This is a genomic window from Nonomuraea sp. CX421 (assembly GCF_059358955.1).
The window spans coordinates 1-18,067 of sequence record NZ_JCADBK010000001.1 but is presented as its reverse complement, the minus strand read 5'-3'; the positions used below and the strand labels follow the sequence as shown (position 1 = coordinate 18,067).

General features: G+C 70.0%; 17 protein-coding genes and 1 riboswitch. Of the genes, 9 read left to right on the top strand and 8 right to left on the bottom strand.

Annotated elements, in window-relative coordinates; all coding sequences use genetic code 11:
- Positions 1-13 precede the first annotated feature (13 nt).
- The 3 genes from AC5L3X_RS00085 to AC5L3X_RS00075 all read left to right on the top strand — a co-directional run bounded on the left by AC5L3X_RS00085 (position 14) and on the right by AC5L3X_RS00075 (position 2,967).
- Positions 14-994 (top strand): alpha-ketoacid dehydrogenase subunit beta, encoded by a 981-nt coding sequence (locus tag AC5L3X_RS00085; protein WP_189121862.1) that lies wholly within the window; start codon positions 14-16, stop codon positions 992-994.
- 17 nt (positions 995-1,011) lie between these two features.
- On the top strand, positions 1,012-2,475 hold the full coding sequence (locus tag AC5L3X_RS00080; RefSeq protein ID WP_494854192.1) for a dihydrolipoamide acetyltransferase family protein: 1,464 nt from the start codon (positions 1,012-1,014) through the stop codon (positions 2,473-2,475).
- 198 nt (positions 2,476-2,673) lie between these two features.
- Positions 2,674-2,967, top strand: coding sequence for a Dabb family protein (locus AC5L3X_RS00075; RefSeq protein WP_189121860.1), 294 nt, complete (start codon positions 2,674-2,676; stop codon positions 2,965-2,967).
- 1 nt (position 2,968) lies between these two features.
- Here AC5L3X_RS00075 and AC5L3X_RS00070 read toward each other — a convergent pair whose 3' ends face one another.
- Together AC5L3X_RS00070 and AC5L3X_RS00065 are read right to left on the bottom strand one after the other, a co-directional pair.
- Positions 2,969-3,193, bottom strand: a complete 225-nt coding sequence (locus AC5L3X_RS00070) for a DUF6458 family protein (RefSeq protein WP_189121859.1) — start codon at positions 3,191-3,193, stop codon at positions 2,969-2,971.
- A gap of 170 nt (positions 3,194-3,363) precedes the next feature.
- Entirely contained in the window at positions 3,364-5,169 is a 1,806-nt protein-coding gene (locus AC5L3X_RS00065; RefSeq protein ID WP_494854190.1) for an acyl-CoA dehydrogenase, read from the bottom strand.
- 103 nt (positions 5,170-5,272) lie between these two features.
- Between AC5L3X_RS00065 and AC5L3X_RS00060 the strand changes: the two genes are divergently transcribed.
- The 3 genes from AC5L3X_RS00060 (at position 5,273) to AC5L3X_RS00050 (ending at position 7,032) form a co-directional block, all read left to right on the top strand.
- The gene (locus AC5L3X_RS00060; protein WP_494854189.1) at positions 5,273-6,070 is read left to right on the top strand and encodes a class I SAM-dependent methyltransferase; all 798 of its coding nucleotides are present in this window, start codon (positions 5,273-5,275) and stop codon (positions 6,068-6,070) included.
- Between the two features lie 25 nt (positions 6,071-6,095).
- A riboswitch (guanidine-III (ykkC-III) riboswitch) is annotated at positions 6,096-6,152 on the top strand.
- Between the two features lie 32 nt (positions 6,153-6,184).
- Positions 6,185-6,505: a DMT family transporter gene (locus AC5L3X_RS00055; protein ID WP_494854188.1), complete on the top strand. Its 321-nt coding sequence runs from the start codon at positions 6,185-6,187 to the stop codon at positions 6,503-6,505.
- 77 nt (positions 6,506-6,582) lie between these two features.
- Positions 6,583-7,032 (top strand): hypothetical protein, encoded by a 450-nt coding sequence (locus AC5L3X_RS00050; RefSeq protein ID WP_494854187.1) that lies wholly within the window; start codon positions 6,583-6,585, stop codon positions 7,030-7,032.
- 5 nt (positions 7,033-7,037) lie between these two features.
- Here AC5L3X_RS00050 and AC5L3X_RS00045 read toward each other — a convergent pair whose 3' ends face one another.
- Together AC5L3X_RS00045 and AC5L3X_RS00040 are read right to left on the bottom strand one after the other, a co-directional pair.
- Positions 7,038-7,505, bottom strand: coding sequence for an SRPBCC family protein (locus tag AC5L3X_RS00045; protein ID WP_189121854.1), 468 nt, complete (start codon positions 7,503-7,505; stop codon positions 7,038-7,040).
- A 24-nt stretch (positions 7,506-7,529) separates the two neighbouring features.
- Entirely contained in the window at positions 7,530-7,913 is a 384-nt protein-coding gene (locus tag AC5L3X_RS00040) for a VOC family protein (RefSeq protein WP_494854186.1), read from the bottom strand.
- Positions 7,914-7,972: 59 nt separating this feature from the next.
- Here AC5L3X_RS00040 and AC5L3X_RS00035 point away from each other — a divergent pair, with 59 nt between their 5' ends.
- Positions 7,973-8,440 (top strand): GNAT family N-acetyltransferase, encoded by a 468-nt coding sequence (locus tag AC5L3X_RS00035; RefSeq protein ID WP_494854184.1) that lies wholly within the window; start codon positions 7,973-7,975, stop codon positions 8,438-8,440.
- On the opposite strand, the gene AC5L3X_RS00030 is transcribed toward AC5L3X_RS00035, so the two are convergent.
- On the bottom strand, positions 8,419-8,985 hold the full coding sequence (locus AC5L3X_RS00030) for a PadR family transcriptional regulator (protein WP_494854183.1): 567 nt from the start codon (positions 8,983-8,985) through the stop codon (positions 8,419-8,421). The genes AC5L3X_RS00035 and AC5L3X_RS00030 overlap by 22 nt on opposite strands.
- A gap of 64 nt (positions 8,986-9,049) precedes the next feature.
- On the opposite strand from AC5L3X_RS00030, the gene AC5L3X_RS00025 reads away from it, so the two are divergent.
- Positions 9,050-9,814, top strand: coding sequence for an alpha/beta hydrolase (locus AC5L3X_RS00025; protein ID WP_494854181.1), 765 nt, complete (start codon positions 9,050-9,052; stop codon positions 9,812-9,814).
- On the opposite strand, the gene AC5L3X_RS00020 is transcribed toward AC5L3X_RS00025, so the two are convergent.
- Positions 9,792-11,807, bottom strand: a complete 2,016-nt coding sequence (locus AC5L3X_RS00020) for a molybdopterin-containing oxidoreductase family protein (RefSeq protein WP_494854179.1) — start codon at positions 11,805-11,807, stop codon at positions 9,792-9,794. The genes AC5L3X_RS00025 and AC5L3X_RS00020 overlap by 23 nt on opposite strands.
- A 323-nt stretch (positions 11,808-12,130) precedes the next feature.
- On the opposite strand from AC5L3X_RS00020, the gene AC5L3X_RS00015 reads away from it, so the two are divergent.
- Positions 12,131-14,509: a flippase-like domain-containing protein gene (locus AC5L3X_RS00015; RefSeq protein WP_494854178.1), complete on the top strand. Its 2,379-nt coding sequence runs from the start codon at positions 12,131-12,133 to the stop codon at positions 14,507-14,509.
- A 3-nt stretch (positions 14,510-14,512) separates the two neighbouring features.
- Here AC5L3X_RS00015 and mgrA read toward each other — a convergent pair whose 3' ends face one another.
- Entirely contained in the window at positions 14,513-15,499 is a 987-nt protein-coding gene (mgrA, locus tag AC5L3X_RS00010) for an L-glyceraldehyde 3-phosphate reductase (RefSeq protein WP_494854177.1), read from the bottom strand.
- Positions 15,496-17,595: a S9 family peptidase gene (locus tag AC5L3X_RS00005; RefSeq protein WP_494854175.1), complete on the bottom strand. Its 2,100-nt coding sequence runs from the start codon at positions 17,593-17,595 to the stop codon at positions 15,496-15,498. The genes mgrA and AC5L3X_RS00005 overlap by 4 nt, the downstream gene beginning before the upstream one ends.
- Positions 17,596-18,067: the final 472 nt, after the last annotated feature.

The following is an 18,067-nucleotide window of genomic DNA, read 5'->3' as shown; positions in this document are numbered from 1 at the left end:
CGAAGGAGGGCTCATGACCGTGATGAGCCTGTCCAAGGCGCTCAACGAGGGCATGCGCAAGGCCATGGAGGACGACCCCAAGGTCCTCATCATGGGCGAGGACGTCGGCAAGCTGGGCGGCGTCTTCCGGGTCACCGACGGCCTGCAGAAGGACTTCGGCGAAGACCGCGTCATCGACACCCCGCTGGCCGAGTCGGGCATCATCGGCACCGCGATCGGGCTGGCGCTGCGCGGCTACCGGCCGGTGTGCGAGATCCAGTTCGACGGCTTCGTCTTCCCCGCGGCCGACCAGATCATCACCCAGCTGGCCAAGATGCCGATGCGCTCGCTGGGCGCGATCAAGCTGCCGGTGGTCGTACGCATCCCGTGCGGCGGCGGCATCGGCGCGGTCGAGCACCACAGCGAGTCGCCCGAGGCCTACTTCACCCACACCGCCGGGCTGCGCGTCGTGGCCTGCTCCAACCCGGCCGACGCCTACTCGATGATCCAGCAGGCCATCCGCAGCGACGACCCGGTCGTCTTCTTCGAGCCCAAGCGCCGCTACTGGGAGAAGGCCGACATCGACACGTCGACCGGCGACTGGTGGACCCCGTTCGACAAGGGCCGGGTGGTCCGGCCCGGCACCGACGCCACGCTGATCGCCTACGGGCCCATGGTCAAGACCTGCCTGGAGGCCGCGACGGCCGCCGAGGACGACGGGCGCTCGCTGGAAGTCATCGACCTGCGCTCGCTCAACCCGCTCGACCAGCCGCTGGTGATGGAGTCCGCGAGCCGTACGGGCCGGGTCGTGGTCGTCCACGAGGCGCCGGTCAACAACGGGTTCGGGGCCGAGCTGGCGGCCCGGATCACCGAGCGGTGCTTCTACCGCCTGGAGGCTCCGGTGCTGCGGGTCGGCGGCTTCTCCACGCCGTACCCCCCGTCGAAGCTCGAGGAGCACTACCTGCCCGACCTGGACAGGGTGCTCGACGCCGTCGACCGTGCCTTCGGCTACTGAGAGGGGGACCTGGTCTCATGCGACGTGACTTCAAGCTCCCCGACGTGGGCGAAGGGCTGACCGAGGCGGAGATCGTCCGCTGGCATGTCAAGCAGGGCGAAGCGGTCAAGGTCAACCAGATCGTGGTCGAGATCGAGACGGCCAAGTCCATCGTCGAGCTGCCCATCCCGTGGGACGGGCTGGTGGCCGAGTTGCTGGCCGACGAGGGCCAGACGGTCGACGTGGGCGTGGCCATCATCTCCGTCGAGACGGAGGAGGCGCCCGGCGGCACCGGCGAGGGCGGCCGGCCCGAGACGGGCCGGACCGAGGGGCGGGCAGGCCGGGGCGAGGCCCAGACCGGCCAGACCGAGGGACAGGCCGGCCGGCTCGAGGCCCTGGCCGACGACATGGTGCCGCATCCGCCCCTGGAGGGCGCGGTGGAGCCGGGCACCCACGGCGGCCCGGCGCCCAAGGAGCAGCGCCAGGCGGTCCTGGTCGGCTACGGCGTCAAGACCGGCGCCACCCGACGCCGCCCCCGCAGACCGGCCGCCCAGGCGCCCCCGGTCGCCAGCCCGGCCCGGGCCGAGGTGGCGAGCCCGGCGAAGCCCGTGGCCGCGAACGGCGCGACGGGTCCGGCCGCCGGTCGTGGCGCCGTGCTGGCCAAGCCGCCGGTACGCAAACTGGCCAAGGACCTGGGCGTCGACCTCGCCACCATCGCGGGCACCGGCCCCGAGGGCTCCATCACCCGAGACGACGTCCACGCCGCGAGCCGGCCGGTGGCCGCGGCGGCGCCCGCCAGGCAGGGTGAGGAACGCATCCCCGTCAAGGGCGTGCGCAGGATGACCGCGCAGGCCATGGTGGCCAGTGCCTTCACCGCTCCGCACGTCACCGAGTTCCTCCAGGTGGACGTCACCGAGACCATGGACGCGGTCCGTCGGCTGCGCGCGCTGCCCGACTTCGCCGAGGTCAAGGTCTCACCGCTGCTCCTGGTGGCCAAGGCGGTGCTGACGGCGGCCGGCCGCCACCCGATGATCAACTCCTCCTGGGACGAGGAGGCCCAGGAGATCGTGGTCAAGCACTACGTGCATCTCGGCATCGCGGCCGCGACCCCGCGCGGGCTCGTGGTGCCCAACGTCAAGAACGCCCACGAGCTGTCGCTCCCCGAGCTGGCCAGGCGGCTGGGCGAGCTGGCCGAGACGGCCAGGGCGGGCCGCACCCAGCCCGCCGAGATGGCCGGGGGCACGATCACGATCACCAACGTGGGCGTGTTCGGCGTCGACGCCGGCACTCCCCTCCTCAACCCGGGCGAGGCGGCCATCCTCGCCTTCGGCCAGGTCCGGGACATGCCGTGGGTGGTCGACGGCGAGCTGGCGGTCCGCAAGGTCACGACGCTGGCGCTCTCGTTCGACCACCGGATCGTCGACGGCGAGCTGGGCTCGATGTTCCTGCGCGACGTGGGCGCGATGCTGGAGGATCCGCTGCGGATGCTGGCCTGGAGCTGATCGGGCCGCCTGACCGCGACCGGATCCGCCCGAGGTGACGGCCCGGACGCGGGCGCCCTGGCGCGCTCGCGTCCGGCCTGGCCCGTGACAGCGTCCGGCCTGGCCGTGACAGCGTCCGGCCCGCGCGGGTGGCCCTGGTGGGCCCGTGGCGACGACCTGGCTGGGCGGCTTCCTGGGGCGCGGCGATAGGGTGAGCGCATGATCCGCCACGTCGTGCTCTTCACCTGGTCCGAGGACGCCACCGACGAGCAGAAGGCCAGGGTCGCGGCCGAGCTGCGCGAGCTGCCCGGCCTCATCCCGCAGATCCGCGCCTACACGTTCGGCGGCGACCTCGGCGTCAACCAGGGCAACCACGAGTTCGCGGTCGTCGCCGACTTCGACACCGTCGACGACTACCTGGTCTACCGCGACCACCCCCGCCACCTGGCGGTCGTCACCGACCACATCAGGCCCATCCTGGCGGCCCGGGCCGCCGTGCAGATCGAGGCGTAGGTCAGATCTCCGGCGGCCGGTTCTCGCGGTGCATCAGCCGGTCCTCGGAGGTGTGCCCGCGCCGCGGGGCGAGCACGAGGCTCAGCACGATGCCCGCTCCGCCGACGATCATGAAGATCAAACCGATCACGTCCATGTGGACGCTGTCTCCGAACACGTCGGGCTCGATGGCGAATCTCAGGATGGCGCCGAGCGTGAGGAAGAAGATACTGACCCCGACACCCATGACGACCTCCGAAGGCAAACGGCGAGTATGCCCACGGTCATACCCGGCTATGGGTGATCACACGCTCAGGTGAGGCAGGAGAGTGGCCGCCCGCCGTACACCTCGGCCGGAGACGCGCAACGCCCGCTCCGGAGCCGGAGCGGGCGTCGGCGATCCTCCGGGAGGGAGGGTCAGAAGGCTTCCTCCGGCAGCTCCATGAGGTCCAGGCCGGTGGCGGCGGCCACGCGGCGCTCGGCGGCCAGGCGCGGCAGCACGGTCGTCGCGAAGAACGAGGCGGCGGCCACCTTGCCCTGGTAGAAGGCGTCCTCGCCGTCGACCAGCTTGGCCAGGGCCACCTCGGCCTGGCGCAGCAGCAGCCAGCCGATCACCAGGTCGCCCAGTGCCAGCAGGAAGCGGGTGGTGTTGAGGCCGACCTTGTAGACCTCCTTCGGCGCCTCCAGCGAGCCGATCGCCCACCCGGCCATCGTGTCGCCCATGGCCTTGACGTCGGCGACGGCCTCGGCGAGCAGCTTGCGCTCCTCCTTGAGCCGGCCGTTGCCCGCCTCGGAGGAGGCGAACGCGTCGATCTCGGTCAGCAGCGACCCGAGCGCGGCGCCCTGGTTCCTCAGGATCTTGCGGAAGAACAGGTCGAGACCCTGGATGGCGGTGGTGCCCTCGTAGAGCGAGTCGATCTTGGCGTCGCGGATGTACTGCTCGATCGGGTATTCCTGCAGGTAACCCGAGCCGCCGAGGGTCTGCAGTGACCGGGCCAGCAGTTCGTACGACCGCTCCGAGCCGACGCCCTTGACCAGCGGCAGCAGCAGGTCGTTCATGGCCTGCGCGTGCTGGTCGCCGGGGTTGAGCTGGATGGTGTCCTGGAAGGTGGCCGTGTAGAGGACGAGGGCCCGCATGCCCTCGGCGTACGACTTCTGCAGCATGAGCTCGCGGCGCACGTCGGGGTGGCGGGTGATGGGCACCCGCGGCGCGGTCTTGTCGGACATCTGGGTCAGGTCGGCGCCCTGCAGGCGGGCCTTGGCGTACTCCAGGGCGTTGAGGTAGCCGGTGGAGAGCGTGGCGATGGCCTTGGTGCCGACCATCATCCGGGCGTGCTCGATGACCATGAACATCTGCTTGATGCCCTCGTGCACCTCGCCGACCAGCCAGCCGATCGCCGGGTGCTTGTCGCCGAAGGTCAGCTCGCAGGTCGTGGAGACCTTGAGGCCCATCTTCTTCTCGACGTTGGTGACGTAGACGCCGTTGCGCTCGCCCAGCTCGCCGTTCTCCAGGTTCACGTGGAACTTGGGCACCAGGAACATCGACAGGCCCTTGGTGCCGGGGCCGTGTCCTTCGGGGCGGGCCAGCACGAGGTGGAAGATGTTCTCGGTCAGGTCGTGCTCGGCGCTGGTGATGAAGCGCTTGACGCCCTCGATGTGCCAGGTGCCGTCGGGCTGCTGGATCGCCTTGGCCCGGCCGGCGCCGACGTCGGAACCGGCGTCGGGCTCGGTGAGCACCATGGTGGCGCCCCAGTTGCGCTCGATGGCCAGCTCGGCGAAGCGCTTCTGGTCGTCGGTGCCGACCTTCCACAGGGTATAGGCGAAGCTGGGACCGGCCGCGTACATGTACAGGGCGGGGTTGGCGCCCAGGGTCATCTCGGCGGTGGCCCAGGCCAGACTCCGGGGGATGCCGGGGCCGCCCAGGTCGGTCGGCAGGTCCAGGTGGGCCCAGCCGCCGTCGACGAGCGCCTTGTACGACTTCTTGAAGCCGGCCGGCATCGTGACGCTGCTGGTCTCCGGGTCGAAGACGGGCGGGTGGCGGTCGCCTTCCTCGAACGAGTCGGCGAACACGCCCGAAGCCAGTCGGCTGACCTCGTTCAGAAGGCTACGGGCGACATCTTCGTCCACATCCGCGTACGGCCCGGTGCCGAGGATCTCGCCGCGCCCGAACACCTCGAAGAGGTTGAACTCCAGGTCACGCAGGTTGCTCTTGAAGTGGCCCATGGCTGCTGATCTCCTTGAACCGGGGGCGTTATCTACTGGCTAGTAACCTTACTAGCAATGCTACCCGCGAGTAACCAGCGATATGCGTGGCATGCTCGTCTTCATGGATGCCGAAGAACTCGCCACGCGCTGGCGAGAGCGGCTGGAATCCTGGGCCATTCCAGAGGAGATCATGGCCAAGGCCCCGGTCGATCCCTGGGGCCACTCGCCCGGCCGCTTCGCCACGCGCACCGACTGGGCGCTCGCCGCCCCGGATGACGGGCCCACGATGGCCCGGCTCACCGAAGCGCTGCCACCGGGCGGCACGCTGCTCGACGTGGGCGTGGGCACCGGCGCCGCCTCGCTCCCGCTGCACGAGCGCCTCGGCGAGCTCTACGCCGTCGACACCTCGCCCGCGATGCTGGCCGAGCTCGCCACCCGGGCCGACAAGCTGGGCGTCGCCCTGACGGCGGTCGAGGGCCGCTGGCCCGACGTGTCCGACCAGGTGCCCATGGTCGACGCGACGATCGCGGCGCACGTCGTCTACAACGTGCCCGACCTGGCCGCCTTCCTGCGCGCGCTCGACGACCGCACCCGGGGCCGGGTGGTGATCGAGCTCCCGCAGCGCCATCCGATGAGCTGGATGGCGCCGCTCTGGCAGCACTTCCACGGCATCGAGCGCCCGGTCAGGCCCATCGCCGAAGACTGCGTGGCGCTGGCGGCGGCGCTCGGCTACGCCGTGCAGGTCGAGGAGCGGGAGGCGCCGCTCGAACGCTTCTCCTCCCTCGAGGAGCTCGCGGCCAGCGCCTGCCAGCGCATCTGCCTCGACCCGTCGCTCGCGACGGAGGTGGCGGAGACCGCGCTCTCCCTCGGCATGTGGCCCGTCCCGAAAGACCGCTGGGTCACCCTCTGGTGGGAATGAGCGGGCCTGCTCCGCCGTTGCCTCAATAGAGCCCTGCTCCCGGACGAGACGCGCCGTACCCGGAAAGCCAAGACGACGCACGACCTGTCGTCTCGCTCGCCGGAGGTTTCACTCATGGCTTGGATCCTGCTTGTCGTCGCCGGTCTCTTCGAGGTCGTCATGGCCCTGTCGCTCAAGCTGAGCGACGGGTTCTCCCACGTGTGGTGGTCGGTCTCGTTCTTCGTCACGGCCGTGCTGAGTTTCGGTCTGCTCTCGTACGCGCTCAAATCCCTCGACGTCGGCACCGCGTACGCGGTGTGGACCGGCATCGGCGCGGTGGGCACGGCGGTGGTCGGCATGCTGGCCATGGGGGACAACGCGTCGTTCGTGCGGATCGCCTCGATCGCGCTCATCGTCGTGGGAATCGTCGGCCTCAACCTGGCCGGCGCGCACTGACCCGCGCGATCCGGTAAGGGAAGTCTCAGGGTCCGTCCCCGATGCGAACCGGGGGACCCAAAAGGCACCCTGAGGATATGAACGAACTCAGTCGAAGCGACGAAGTCTCACTGTCCGGAGCCGCGCTGCGCGGCGCTCCCTGGAGGACCGCGGCCATCGGCGGTGGCGCGATCACCGCGGCCAGCTGGGGCATGGGCGTGCTGCTGCCCGGCCCCGCCGACCTGGTCTGGGCGCTGGGTCTCGGCATCAGCCTGTTCGCGCTGATCGCCACCATCGGCGCGGTGTCCAAGCCGAACGAGGGCGACCGGGTGACCCGGCAGGCCCGCCGCTGGTCGCTGCGGCATCCGTGGAAGTTCGCGCTGCTCCCCGCCGGGATCACCGCGGTGCTGGACTACCCGGTGCAGCTGGTGCTCGACGGCGAGGGAGTCTTCGGCTCGGCCTTCCAGTCGCTCTGGCACGGCCTGCTGGTGTACATCATCGCCGGCATCCTCACCCTCACCATGCGGGGACGCGCGGGGAGCGAGTGACGCCGTCAGGCGCGCTCGGCCTCGCGCTTGAGCCCCTGCAGGGTCCGGTTCATGTTCGCGGTGTTGTGGCTCGCCCGGTCGGGCACGTTGGTGGCCCAGCCGCCGACGATGTTCATGAACCTGCCCCGGGTGTCCCAGGTCTTCTGCTCGACCCGGCAGCCCGTCTCGGTCGGGGTGATGTCGAAGCGCCAGATGGCGACGTCGAGCACCCCCGCCGCGCGCACGTGATAGGCGAAGGTGCGGCCCGGCTCCGCGGCGGTGACCGTGCAGCTGGTGGACCAGCGCCGGTTCCCGTTGCGGTTGCCGCCGACGAACCTGGCTCCCGGCCTGGCCTCCTTGACAGGGCCGATCCACCGCGCGCGCAGGCACTCGGCGTTCCAGCTGCCGATCTCGGACAGATCGGTGACCAGGGCGTAGACCCGCTCGGGAGAAGCGTTGATCTCGATGCTCGCGGACGCGCTCGGCTCGCTCATGCGGTCAGCATCGCCGACAGAACCTTATTCGGACAACCCCCGCTCCGCCTGGCTCCGGCAGACGCAGAACTCGTTGCCCTCGGGGTCCCGCATGGTCACCCAGCCGGTGCCGTCGGCCTCGCGACGGTCCCACAGCACCGTCGCGCCGAGACCCAGGAGTCGCTCGACCTCCTGGTCGCGGGTGCGGCCCTCGGTGCCGTTGACGTCGAGGTGGATGCGGTTCTTCCCGGTCTTGCCGTCGGGGACCCGGATGAACAGCAGGAACGGCTCGCGCTCGGTGCGGAGCATGACCTCGTCGTCGCCCGGCTCGTCGTCGTCGCCGAGCGGCAGCCCGGTCGCCTCGCTCCACCAGGAAGCCAGCTCGTACGGCTCCGCGCAGTCGATGGTCACGGCATGGATCTCGATCATCCCGCCACCCAAGTGCCCCCCACGGCCCCCGTCAAACGAATTACGCCATGATGGACGCCATGTCGCGAACCTCCTCAAACCCGCTCTTCCGTACGGCCACGGCCGAGGATGTGCCCGCGATCGTCGCGATGCTGGCGGACGACCCGCTCGGCGCGCGACGCGAGGGCGACCCGGGCGACGAGCGTTACCTGAGCGCCTTCGCCCGCATCGACGCCGACCCCCACGACGAGCTGATCGTGGCCGAGCGTGACGGCGAGGTGGTGGGCACCATGCAGCTCACCTACCTGGCCGGCCTGTCGCGGCTCGGCGCCGAGCGCTGCCAGATCGAGGCGGTCAGGGTCGCCGCCTCCAGCAGGGGAGAGGGTCTCGGCCGCCGGATGATCCAGTGGGGCATCGACCGGGCCCGGGCACGCGGCTGCGCGATGGTGCAGCTCACCTCCGACAAGTCGCGCACCGGCGCGCACCGGTTCTACGACTCGCTCGGCTTCGCCGCCTCCCACGAGGGTTACAAGCTGTCGCTGAGCTGAGCGACCATCCACCTGCACCACTCGGCGCGGTGCCGTTCGTAGCCGAGGCCGCAGCGTAGCGTCGCGTAGTTGCCGAATTTGGGATCGCCCGGCCTGGGCGGCTCGCCGAACAGCTCCTCCTCGCGCTCGTACTCGGCCAGCCGCGCCTCGTGAAGCGCGAGCTGGTCGGCGAACAGCCGCTTGAGCAGCGGCGGGTCGGCCAGCCACGACGCGTACGTCTTCAGCACCAGCTCGTCGCGCTCGGGCCGCTCGCGCGGCGGCGTGGTCACCCATTCCCGCAGCGCCCCCGAGCCCTCGGGCGTCAGACGGTAGACCTTCTTGTCCTGCGGGCCCGGCCCGTGCCGGGTCTCGTAGACGACCAGCCCACCGGCCAGCAGCTTCTGCAGCTCGGGGTGGATCTGACTGTGACCGGCCGTCCAGAAGTAGGAGACGGGCCGTCGCATGGCCGCGGCGATGTCGTAGCCGGTGCGTTCGCCGCGGGCCAGCACGGCGAGTATCGCGAATCCCAGCGTCGAGGTCGTCGTCCTCGAAGTCCTTGAGGTCATGGTGCCTCCAAGGGTATTCTGCGGTCGCGCTATGTCAGTTTAGACATAGTAGGAGAGGGGCGTCATGCGAAAGACCATCGGCCTGCTCGGACTCGTAGTGGTGTTGACCGCCTGTGGGGGCGCGGTCAACACCACTACCGGCACCACCGCGGACGGCCCGGCCCCGTCACCCACGCGGACACCCAGCCCGACCCCGACCCCGTCACCTGTGATCACCGGTCCCAACGTGAGCGGCTGCTTCAGCGAGGACGACGGCGAGATCTTCACCCACGGCGACGACCTGCCCGGTGTGATCACGGGCAAGGGCGAGGTCGGCGTGGTGATCACCTACGAGCGCCTCGGCAACGTCTGCAACTGGCGCCCGCTCTCCGACCGCCTGGTCCAGGCCGGCTACCGCGTCCTGCTCTACGCCCGCGACAGCAGCGTCACACCGGAGGACATGGCCGTCAGAATGGGCAAGCGGCTGGCCGGGAAGAAGGGCGTCGAGCGGCTGTTCTTCGTCGGCGGCTCCATCGGCGGCACCGCCTCGGCCCCCGCCGCGACACGGACGGGTGACAAGGCGGCGGGCATCGTCGCCCTGTCAGGCGCGATCGAGGCCGAGGACGCGGCCGAGGTCACCGTGCCGCTGCTTCAGATCGGCACCGAGCACGACGGCTACGGCGGCGCTGAGGACCTCCAGGCGGCCCACGACGCCGCCACCAAGGCCCCCGCCAACGAGATGCACGTCATCAAGGGGGAGCGCATTCACGCCACGGACCTGTTCCGCAGCTCCTACGGCCCCGAGGTGCTCGACCGGATCGTCACCTTCATGGACCGGCACAAGGGCTGACCTCGACCAGGTTGTCGTGGTAGACGGCGCCCCGGCCCAGGTCGGCGTCACGTTCCTCGACGACCGCGTTCGCGTTCGCGCCGCCGGGGCTGTGCTTCGGCCAGCGCCCCTTGGGCGAGGCCACCACGCCCCGCGCCACCCGGTCGCTCACCTCGACGTCGGCCAGGAACTCGCCGCGGTCGTTGTGCACCCGCGCCCGCTGCCCGCTCACCAGCCCGCGCTCGGCCGCGTCGGCCGGGTTGACCAGCACGACCGGCTCCTTGGCCCGGCGCCGCAGCTCCGGATTGTTGCCGAACACCGTGTTGAGGAACGTGTGCGCCGCGGGCGTGATCAGAGTCAGCCCGTACGGCGAGCCGCCGGCCGTACGGACCGACAGGGGCGGCACGTACGCCTCGCCCGCGGGCGGGAAGCGCAACCGGCCCGACGGCGTCGGGAAGCCGTCGGCGAACGGAAGGAACGGCTTGGGATGGTTCAGCCGTACCCAGCCCTCCTTGCGCAGCCGGTCCAGCGTGATGCCCTCCAGCGACGGGTGGTCGCCGGCCAGTAGTTGCCCCGCCAGCTCCAGGTCCGAGTCGTACAACGAGGGCTCGGTCAGACCCATGTGCCTGGCCAGCCGCCGGAACGTCTCCGTCGTCGACAGGCACTCGCCCGGCGGCTCCACGGCGGGCTCGTTCCACTGCAGGTACAGGTGGCCGTACCCGGCGTGCAGGTCGAGGTGCTCGGTCTGCATGGTCGCCGGCAGCACGATGTCGGCGTAGTCGACCGTGTCGGTGGGAAACTGCTCCATCACCACGGTGAACAGGTCGTCGCGCCGGAGCTCACGCCTGATCGCGTTGGTGTCGGAGGTCGAGCCGACCGGGTTGGCCCCGTACACCCACAGGCACTTCACCGAGCCGAGCTCGGAGGCCAGCCGGGTCATGGTCAGCGTGCGCACCGGCGCGGCCAGCAGGTCCTCCCGGGTGTCGACACCGAGACGCAGGTGCCCGCTGGTGGAGTAGGAGACGCCGCCGCCCGGGTGCCGCCAGTCGCCGGTGACGCCCGGGATCGCGGCGATGGTGCGCATCGCGGTGCCGCCGCCCGCGTGACGCTGGATGCCCATCGTGGCGCGGATCGCCGTGGGCCGGGTGCGCGCGAGCCGTATCCCCAGGCTGTGGATGTCCTCGGCCGGGATGCCGGTGATCTCCGCCACTTTCGCGACCGGATGGCTCAGGATCTCCTCGCGGAAGGCCGCCCAGCCCTCCGTGTGCTCGGCCAGGAACTCCTCGTCCTGCGCGCCCTCCGCGAGCACCACGTTGAGCAGCCCGAGCGCCAGCGCCGCGTCCGTGCCCGGCCTGATCGCCAGGTGCTGGTCGGCCTGGTCGGCGGTCCTCGTGCGGATCGGGTCGATCGCCACCACGTGGGCACCGTCCGCCCGCGCGTCCTGGACGAACTTCCACAGGTGGTGGCCGCTGGTCAGCGTGTTGGTGCCCCAGAGCAGGATCAGCCTGGACAGCGCGAAGTCCTCGGGGTCCATCCCGCCGGGCGTGCCGTTGGTCAGGGTCAGCCCGGTGTTGCCGGCGGTGGAGCAGATGTTCAGCCAGTGCCTGGAGGCGCCCAGCACGTTCCAGAACCGGCGCCCGGCCGCCCCCTCGCAGCCCTGGACGAAGCCGAGCGACCCGGTGCCCTGGTAGGGCCAGATCGCCTCGCCGCCGTGCTCCTGGATGATGCCGCGCAGCCGTACCGAGATCTCCTCCAGCGCCTCGTCCCAGCTGATCCGCTCGAAGCGCCCCGACCCCTTCGGTCCCGTACGGCGCAGCGGGTGCAGGATGCGGTCGTCCGCCCTGGTGTGCTCCAGATAGCGGTTGACCTTCACGCAGAGGGAGCCCCGCGTGTAGGGGTGGTCCGGGTTGCCGCGCATCTTCACCGCCCGGCCCTCGTCGACGGTCACGATCCACGAGCAGCCATCGGGGCAGTCCAGCGGACAAGCTCCCCAAACCCTCAGTTCACCCGACATAGCGCAGAGCTTACTTCCCACTCCGGAACCGCCCGGGGGAGCCGTGTTACGGATGGGACACCTGGGGCGTGTACTCTGCCTCGCGCGCCTCGTCTACCGCCTGACGTGCGATGACGAAGCGTGCGAGAGCCGGACGCATCGAAACCTCGGGGCTGGGCACGTCACTGCCGACCGAGTCGTTGTTCGGTGCAGACGGAGGTGACGATCAGGGACACTAACGGCTAAAGATCGTACGGTCGGGCCGGGAAGGTGCAGAATCGCTGTCGGTGGCCGAAATCAGCGAACGCGCGAAGGCGGAGGACCTCTCGAAGGAGGATCCAGCCGTGGCTGAGGCACGTCCAGACCCCGAGGTCTACGTGGTGGAGCCGCTGCTGCCGCAACGCCTCCGGCGCCCCTCCGACCTGCTGCGCTTCCTCGCCACGCTGCTCGTGCTCGGCGCGGTCGTCCTGCTCGCTTTGATCGCCAAGCAGACCCTCAACGGCCTTGAGGCCGACGTCACCGAGGGCACCACTCTCGTCCCCGACCTGCTCAGCCGCGTGGCCACGTTCCTCGGCGGCGCGGCCGTGCTGACCGTGCCCGTGGCGTTCGCCGTCGAACGCGTCTTCCACCGCGACGGGCTGCGCGTCGCGGAAGGCCTGATCGCCGCGATCATCGGCATGGTCGGGTCCTTCCTGTTCGGCCAGTGGCTCCTCGCGGGCAACGCCGAGGACCTGAGCCAGCTGCTCACCGGCGGCCGCTCGATCGAGCCGCTCAACACGCTGCTCACCTCCGTGATCGCCTACACCACCGCCGTGCGCATCTCCCGCCGCCCCACCTGGCGCGCGCTCACCTGGACCGTGATCGCGCTCTACATCTTCGCGCTGTTCTCCGGCAGGCAGATCACACTGCCGGGCGCCGTCGTCACCGTCCTGGTCGGCATGGCGATGGGCTACGCCACCCTCTACGGCGTCGGCAGCCCCAACACCCGGCCGGCCGGCAACGCCGTGGTCGCCGCCCTCCGCAAGCTCTCCTTCGCCCCGGTCTCGGCTCGCCGGATCGACGACGACCACCAGGGCAGCCGCCGCTACCACATGGGGCTCCGGGACGGCAGCAGCCTCGACGTCACCGTGCTCGACCGCGACCGTCAGGTGGCCGGCCTGCCGTACCGGCTGTGGCGGCGGATCCGGCTCAACTCCGAGACCAGGCGCCGGGCGATCAGGTCGCTCCGCGCCGAGCTGGAGCGCGAGGCGCTGATGGCGTACGCCACGCAGGCGGCGGGCGCCAGCACGCCGCGGCTCCTCGGCACCAGCGAGATCGGCACCGAGGCCGCCCTGCTCGCCTACGAGCACCTCGACACGCGCACGCTCGACGAGGTGCCCGACGACGAGATCGACGACGGCGTCGTCGCGCAGATCTGGGAGCAGGTTGCGCTGCTGCAGATCCAGCGGCTGGCACACCGGCGGCTCACCGGCGACGGCATCCACCTCGACGGGGCGGGCCGCATCGTGCTGACCGACGCCCGCAGCGGCGAGATCGCCGCCGGCGACCTGCTGTTGCGGCTCGACGTCGCGCAGCTGCTGACCTACCTCGCGCTGCGCGTCGGGCCCGAGCGCTCGGTCCGCGCCGCCGCCGCCGTCATGGGCCCCGACGCGCTGGGTCACGCGATGCCGCTGCTCCAGCGCATCGCGCTGACCCGCGAGACCCGCTCGGCCCTGTCCAAGGACAAGGGCCTGCTGGCCGCCATCCGCGAGCAGATCGTCGCGCTCAAGCCCCAGAGCACGGTCGAGGAGGTACGCCTCGAACGCTTCAGGCCGCGCACCCTGGTGACCATCATCGCCAGCACGCTGGCCGCCTACTTCCTGCTCTCCCAGCTCAGCCAGGTCAACCTGGGCCAGGTGATCTCCACGGCCAACTGGGGCTGGTCGGGCCTGGCGCTCGTCGCCTCGTTCATCAGCTTCGTGGCGGCCGCGTTGATGCTGCGCGGGTTCGTGCCCGAGCCGCTGCCGCTGTGGCGCACCGTGCTCGTGCAGTTCGCGGCCTCGTTCGTGAAGCTCGTGGCGCCGGCCGCGGTCGGCGGCGTCGCCATCAACACCCGCTACCTGCAGAAGCGCGGCATCTCCCCGGCGCTCGCGGTGGCCAGCGTGGGCGCCTCGCAGCTGATCATGATGGTCTTCCACATCGCGCTGCTGCTGCTGTTCGCCTACATCACCGGCTCCAACACCGCCACCTCGTTCAGCCCGTCGCGTGAGCTCGTCCTCGCCCTGCTGGCGCTGGCCGTGCTGGTCGTCGTGCTGCTGGGGGTGCCGCGGCTGCGCCGGATCATCACCGAGCGGATGCGGCGGCTGTTCTCCAACGTGCTGCCCCGGCTCCTCGACGTGCTCCAGTCGCCACGCAAGCTGATCGAGGGCTCCGCCGGGACACTGATGATCACCCTGGCGTTCGTGGTCTGCCTCGACGCCTGCGTCGCGGCCTTCGGTGGCGAGCTCGACTTCACCGCCGTCGCCGTCGTCTATCTCACGGCCAACGCCATCGGCTCGGCCGCGCCCACGCCTGGCGGCCTGGGCGCCGTCGAAGCCTCGCTCATCGTCGGACTGACCGTGGCCGGCCTGCCCAGGGAGCTGGCCACCTCGGCCGTCCTGTTGTTCCGGCTGCTCACGTTCTGGCTGCCGGTGCTGCCCGGCTGGGCCTCCTTCACCTACCTCCAGCGGCACGAGGCCTTGTGACGGTCACGAGACCGGTCGGGTGATCTTGTCGATCGCCTCCAGCTCGTCCTCGGTGAAGGCGGGGCCATCCAGGCAGGCGACGTTGTCCTCCAACTGCCGCACACTGCTCGCGCCGATCAGGACGCTGGTCACCCGAGGGTCCCGCAGGGTCCACAGCAGCGCCATCTGCGCCAGCGTCTGCCCCCTGCTCCTGGCGATCTCGTCGAGGTCGCGGGCCAGCTCGCGGTCGATCTGGTCGGCGCTCAGAAACCTGCTGGTCGCGGCCCGGGAGTCGGCGGGCACCCCGTCCAGGTAGCGGTCGGTCAGCAACCCCTGCGCGAGCGGCGAGTAGACGACGCAGCCCATGCCCGCCTCCTCCAGCACGTCGAGCAGCCCGCCCTCGATCCACCGGTTGATCATCGAGTAGGACGGCTGGTGGACGAGCAGAGGCGTGCCCAGCTCACGCATGATCCGGGCCGCCTGCGCGGTCTGCTCGGCCGAGTAGTTGGAGATGCCCGCGTACAACGCCTTGCCCGAGCGCACCGCCCGGTCCAGCGCGCCCATCGTCTCCTCCAGCGGCGTGTCGGGATCGGGACGGTGGCTGTAGAAGACGTCGACGTACTCCAGCCCCATCCGCGCCAGCGACTGGTCGAGGCTGGCCAGCACGTACTTGCGCGACCCCCATTCCCCGTAGGGCCCGGGCCACATGTCGTACCCGGCCTTGCTGGAGATGACCAGCTCGTCCCGGTACGCGGCGAAATCCTGCCGAAGCACCCGCCCGAAGTTGGATTCCGCCGACCCGTACGGCACGCCGTAGTTGTTGGCCAGGTCGAAGTGCGTGATGCCCAGATCGAACGCCCGGCGCAGGATCGCGCGCGAGGTGGAGAGCGGGCGGTCGTCGCCGAAGTTGTGCCACAGTCCCAGCGACACGGCCGGCAGCCTGAGCCCGCTCCTCCCACTGCGGTTGTACGGCTGGCGCTCGTAGCGGCCCTCGTCGGCCTGATAGGTCACGAGGTGCCTCTCTCGATGATCCAGGCGAGGGCGAAAGCCTCCTCGCGCCAGGCGTCGTACCGCCCGCTGCGCCCGCCGTGGCCCGCCCCCATCTCGGTCTTGAGCAGGAACGGCCCTCCCTGCGCCGTCGCCCGCAACCTGGCGATCCACTTCGCGGGCTCGTGGTAGAGCACCCGGGTGTCGTTCAGGCTGGTGATCGCCAGAATCGGCGGGTACGACCGGCCGTCCACGTTCTCGTACGGCGTGTAGCTCTTCATGTAGGCGTACACATCGGCGTTGTGCAGCGGGTCGCCCCACTCGTCCCACTCGATCACGGTCAGCGGCAGCGACGGGTCGAGGATCGTGTTGAGCGCGTCGACGAACGGCACCTCGGCCACCACGCCCGCGAACTCCTCCGGCGCCAGGTTGGCGACCGCGCCCATCAGCAGGCCGCCCGCCGAGCCGCCTCTCGCGATCACCCGATCGCTCCAGCCCGCCTGCTTGAGGTGCCTGGCCGCGGCCACGAAGTCGGTGAACGTGTTGCGCTTCCTGGTCAGCTTGCCGTCCTCGTACCAACGCCTGCCCATCTCGCCACCACCCCGGACGTGGGCCACGGCGAAGATGAAGCCGCGGTCGAGCAGCGACAGCCTCGGCACGGAGAACCCCGGGTCGATGGAGGTCTCGTAGCTGCCGTAGCCGTACAGGACGGTGGGGGCGGGGGCGCTGGTGTCCTTGCGCTTGACGATGGAGATCGGGACCCGCGTGCCGTCGCCGGCCGTGGCCCAGTCGCGGAACTGTTCGTAGTCGTCGGGGGTGTAGCCGCCGAGCACCGGCCGCTGCTTGAGCAGGATCAGCTCGCGGGTGGCGAGTTCGTAGTCGTAGACACTGGGCGGCGTGATCATGCTGGTGTAGGCCAGCCGGAGCCTGCGGGTGCTGAACTCGGGGTTGCCCGCCGGGCTGACGTCGTAGAGCGGCTCGGGGAACTCGATCTCGTACGCGGCCCCGGCGTAGGCGGCCTCCACCCGGTCGCGCCAGCCGTTGTGCGGGGCTTCGTCACCGTACGGGAGCACTCGGATGCCGGTCAGCCCGTCGCGGCGGAAGTGAATCACGGCGTGGTCGGAGAACGCCTCGATGTCGAGCAGCCGGGTGCCCTCGCTGTGCGCGATCAGCGGCGTCCAGTCGCCGGGAGCGTCGAGCGGGGCGGTGGCCAGCTCGAAGTTCTCGGCGTGCTCGTTGTGGAGCACGTAGAAGAAGTCTCCGGCGTGCTCGACGCTGTATTCGACGCCGACCGTCCGCGGCCGGACGATCCGGAACTCACCCGTGGGGTCGTTGGCGTCGAGGACGCGGGCCTCACTTGTGATCTTGCTGCCGGCGCCGAGGACGAGGTAGCGCTCGCTCCGGGTGAGCCCGATGCCGATCCAGTAGCGCTCGTCGGGCTCCTCGTAGACCAGGACGTCCTCAGGCGTGCCGAGGGTGTGCCGGTAGACCTGGAAGGGGCGCCAGGCGTCGTCGACGCGGGTGTAGAAGAACGTCGAACCGTCGGCCGACCAGCAGCCGCCGTAGAAGACGTCCTCGATCTGGTCGTCCAGCAGTTCGCCGGTCTCCAGGTTCTTGAACCTCAACGTGAAGCGCTCGGCGCCCTTGTAGTCGGTGGAGTAGGCCAGCATCGTGCCGCCGGGGGCGATGGTGCTGGTGCCGATGGAGAAGAAGGGGCTGTCGCCGGCCAGCTCGTTGCCGTCGAGCACGACCTCCTCCTGGTCGAGGCGCTCGCCGGGCTTGACCTCGGGCGGCGTGTCGCCGTCGGCGGGGACCCGGCAGGAGACGGCGTACTGCTTGCCCTCCTCGGTGCGCGTGTAGTACCACCACGCGCCCTTGCGGCTCGGCACCGAGAGGTCGGTCTCCTGGGTGCGGCCCTTGATCTCCTGGAACACCTGCTCCTGCAGGTCGGCCAGGTGAGCGGTCTCCTCCTTGAGGAACGCGTTCTCCGCTTCGAGATAGGCGATCGTGTCGGGATCGTTCTTGTCTGCGAGCCACGCGTACTCGTCGACCACGGTGTCGCCATGGTGCGTGCGCTCAGTCGGAACCGTCTTCGCCAGTGGCGGTGTTTTGCTGCTCACGTGGGGAGTCTATGGTCGCCTGTGATCGTTCTGTGGCCATGAACGGTGGTGAATGCGTCTCGGGCGGTCGGGGGCGCTGCTAATCTTGGGGAGTCGACGCGGTGCGGCAACCAACCTCCTTCACTTAGGTGACATCGGCATGGTTGCGCAGCATTGGTCGGTAATCTCTCAGACCCACCCTGCTTGAAGATCGGTTCGCGGATCGCTCTGAAGGCTGGTAAGTTAGAGGGGTTGCCCTGGGAACGGGGTGGTGTTCGATTTCTGCTGGTCAGACTGGTTCGGGTCAATTTGACACGGGTCTGGGGGGCTGGGAGGATTTGAACACAACGGAACGAAATGTGAAGCGAAAGTGAACGCCTCTGAGCGGGCCTGAATGGTTTCGGGTTTGTGAGGGTGTACGCGTCCGTTTCTTGAGAACTCAACAGTGTGTTAAAAGCCAGTGCATGATGCACAACCCCGTCATTTATGTGAC

Excerpts from the sequence above, each read along its gene's own strand:
- AC5L3X_RS00085 (WP_189121862.1), top strand. The coding sequence starts at position 14 with ATGACCGTGATGAGCCTGTCCAAGGCGCTCAACGAGGGCATGCGCAAG.
- AC5L3X_RS00080 (WP_494854192.1), top strand. The coding sequence starts at position 1,012 with ATGCGACGTGACTTCAAGCTCCCCGACGTGGGCGAAGGGCTGACCGAG.
- AC5L3X_RS00075 (WP_189121860.1), top strand. The coding sequence starts at position 2,674 with ATGATCCGCCACGTCGTGCTCTTCACCTGGTCCGAGGACGCCACCGAC.
- AC5L3X_RS00070 (WP_189121859.1), bottom strand. The coding sequence starts at position 3,193 with ATGGGTGTCGGGGTCAGTATCTTCTTCCTCACGCTCGGCGCCATCCTG.
- AC5L3X_RS00065 (WP_494854190.1), bottom strand. The coding sequence starts at position 5,169 with ATGGGCCACTTCAAGAGCAACCTGCGTGACCTGGAGTTCAACCTCTTC.
- AC5L3X_RS00060 (WP_494854189.1), top strand. The coding sequence starts at position 5,273 with ATGGATGCCGAAGAACTCGCCACGCGCTGGCGAGAGCGGCTGGAATCC.
- AC5L3X_RS00055 (WP_494854188.1), top strand. The coding sequence starts at position 6,185 with ATGGCTTGGATCCTGCTTGTCGTCGCCGGTCTCTTCGAGGTCGTCATG.
- AC5L3X_RS00050 (WP_494854187.1), top strand. The coding sequence starts at position 6,583 with ATGAACGAACTCAGTCGAAGCGACGAAGTCTCACTGTCCGGAGCCGCG.
- AC5L3X_RS00045 (WP_189121854.1), bottom strand. The coding sequence starts at position 7,505 with ATGAGCGAGCCGAGCGCGTCCGCGAGCATCGAGATCAACGCTTCTCCC.
- AC5L3X_RS00040 (WP_494854186.1), bottom strand. The coding sequence starts at position 7,913 with ATGATCGAGATCCATGCCGTGACCATCGACTGCGCGGAGCCGTACGAG.
- AC5L3X_RS00035 (WP_494854184.1), top strand. The coding sequence starts at position 7,973 with ATGTCGCGAACCTCCTCAAACCCGCTCTTCCGTACGGCCACGGCCGAG.
- AC5L3X_RS00030 (WP_494854183.1), bottom strand. The coding sequence starts at position 8,985 with ATGACCTCAAGGACTTCGAGGACGACGACCTCGACGCTGGGATTCGCG.
- AC5L3X_RS00025 (WP_494854181.1), top strand. The coding sequence starts at position 9,050 with ATGCGAAAGACCATCGGCCTGCTCGGACTCGTAGTGGTGTTGACCGCC.
- AC5L3X_RS00020 (WP_494854179.1), bottom strand. The coding sequence starts at position 11,807 with ATGTCGGGTGAACTGAGGGTTTGGGGAGCTTGTCCGCTGGACTGCCCC.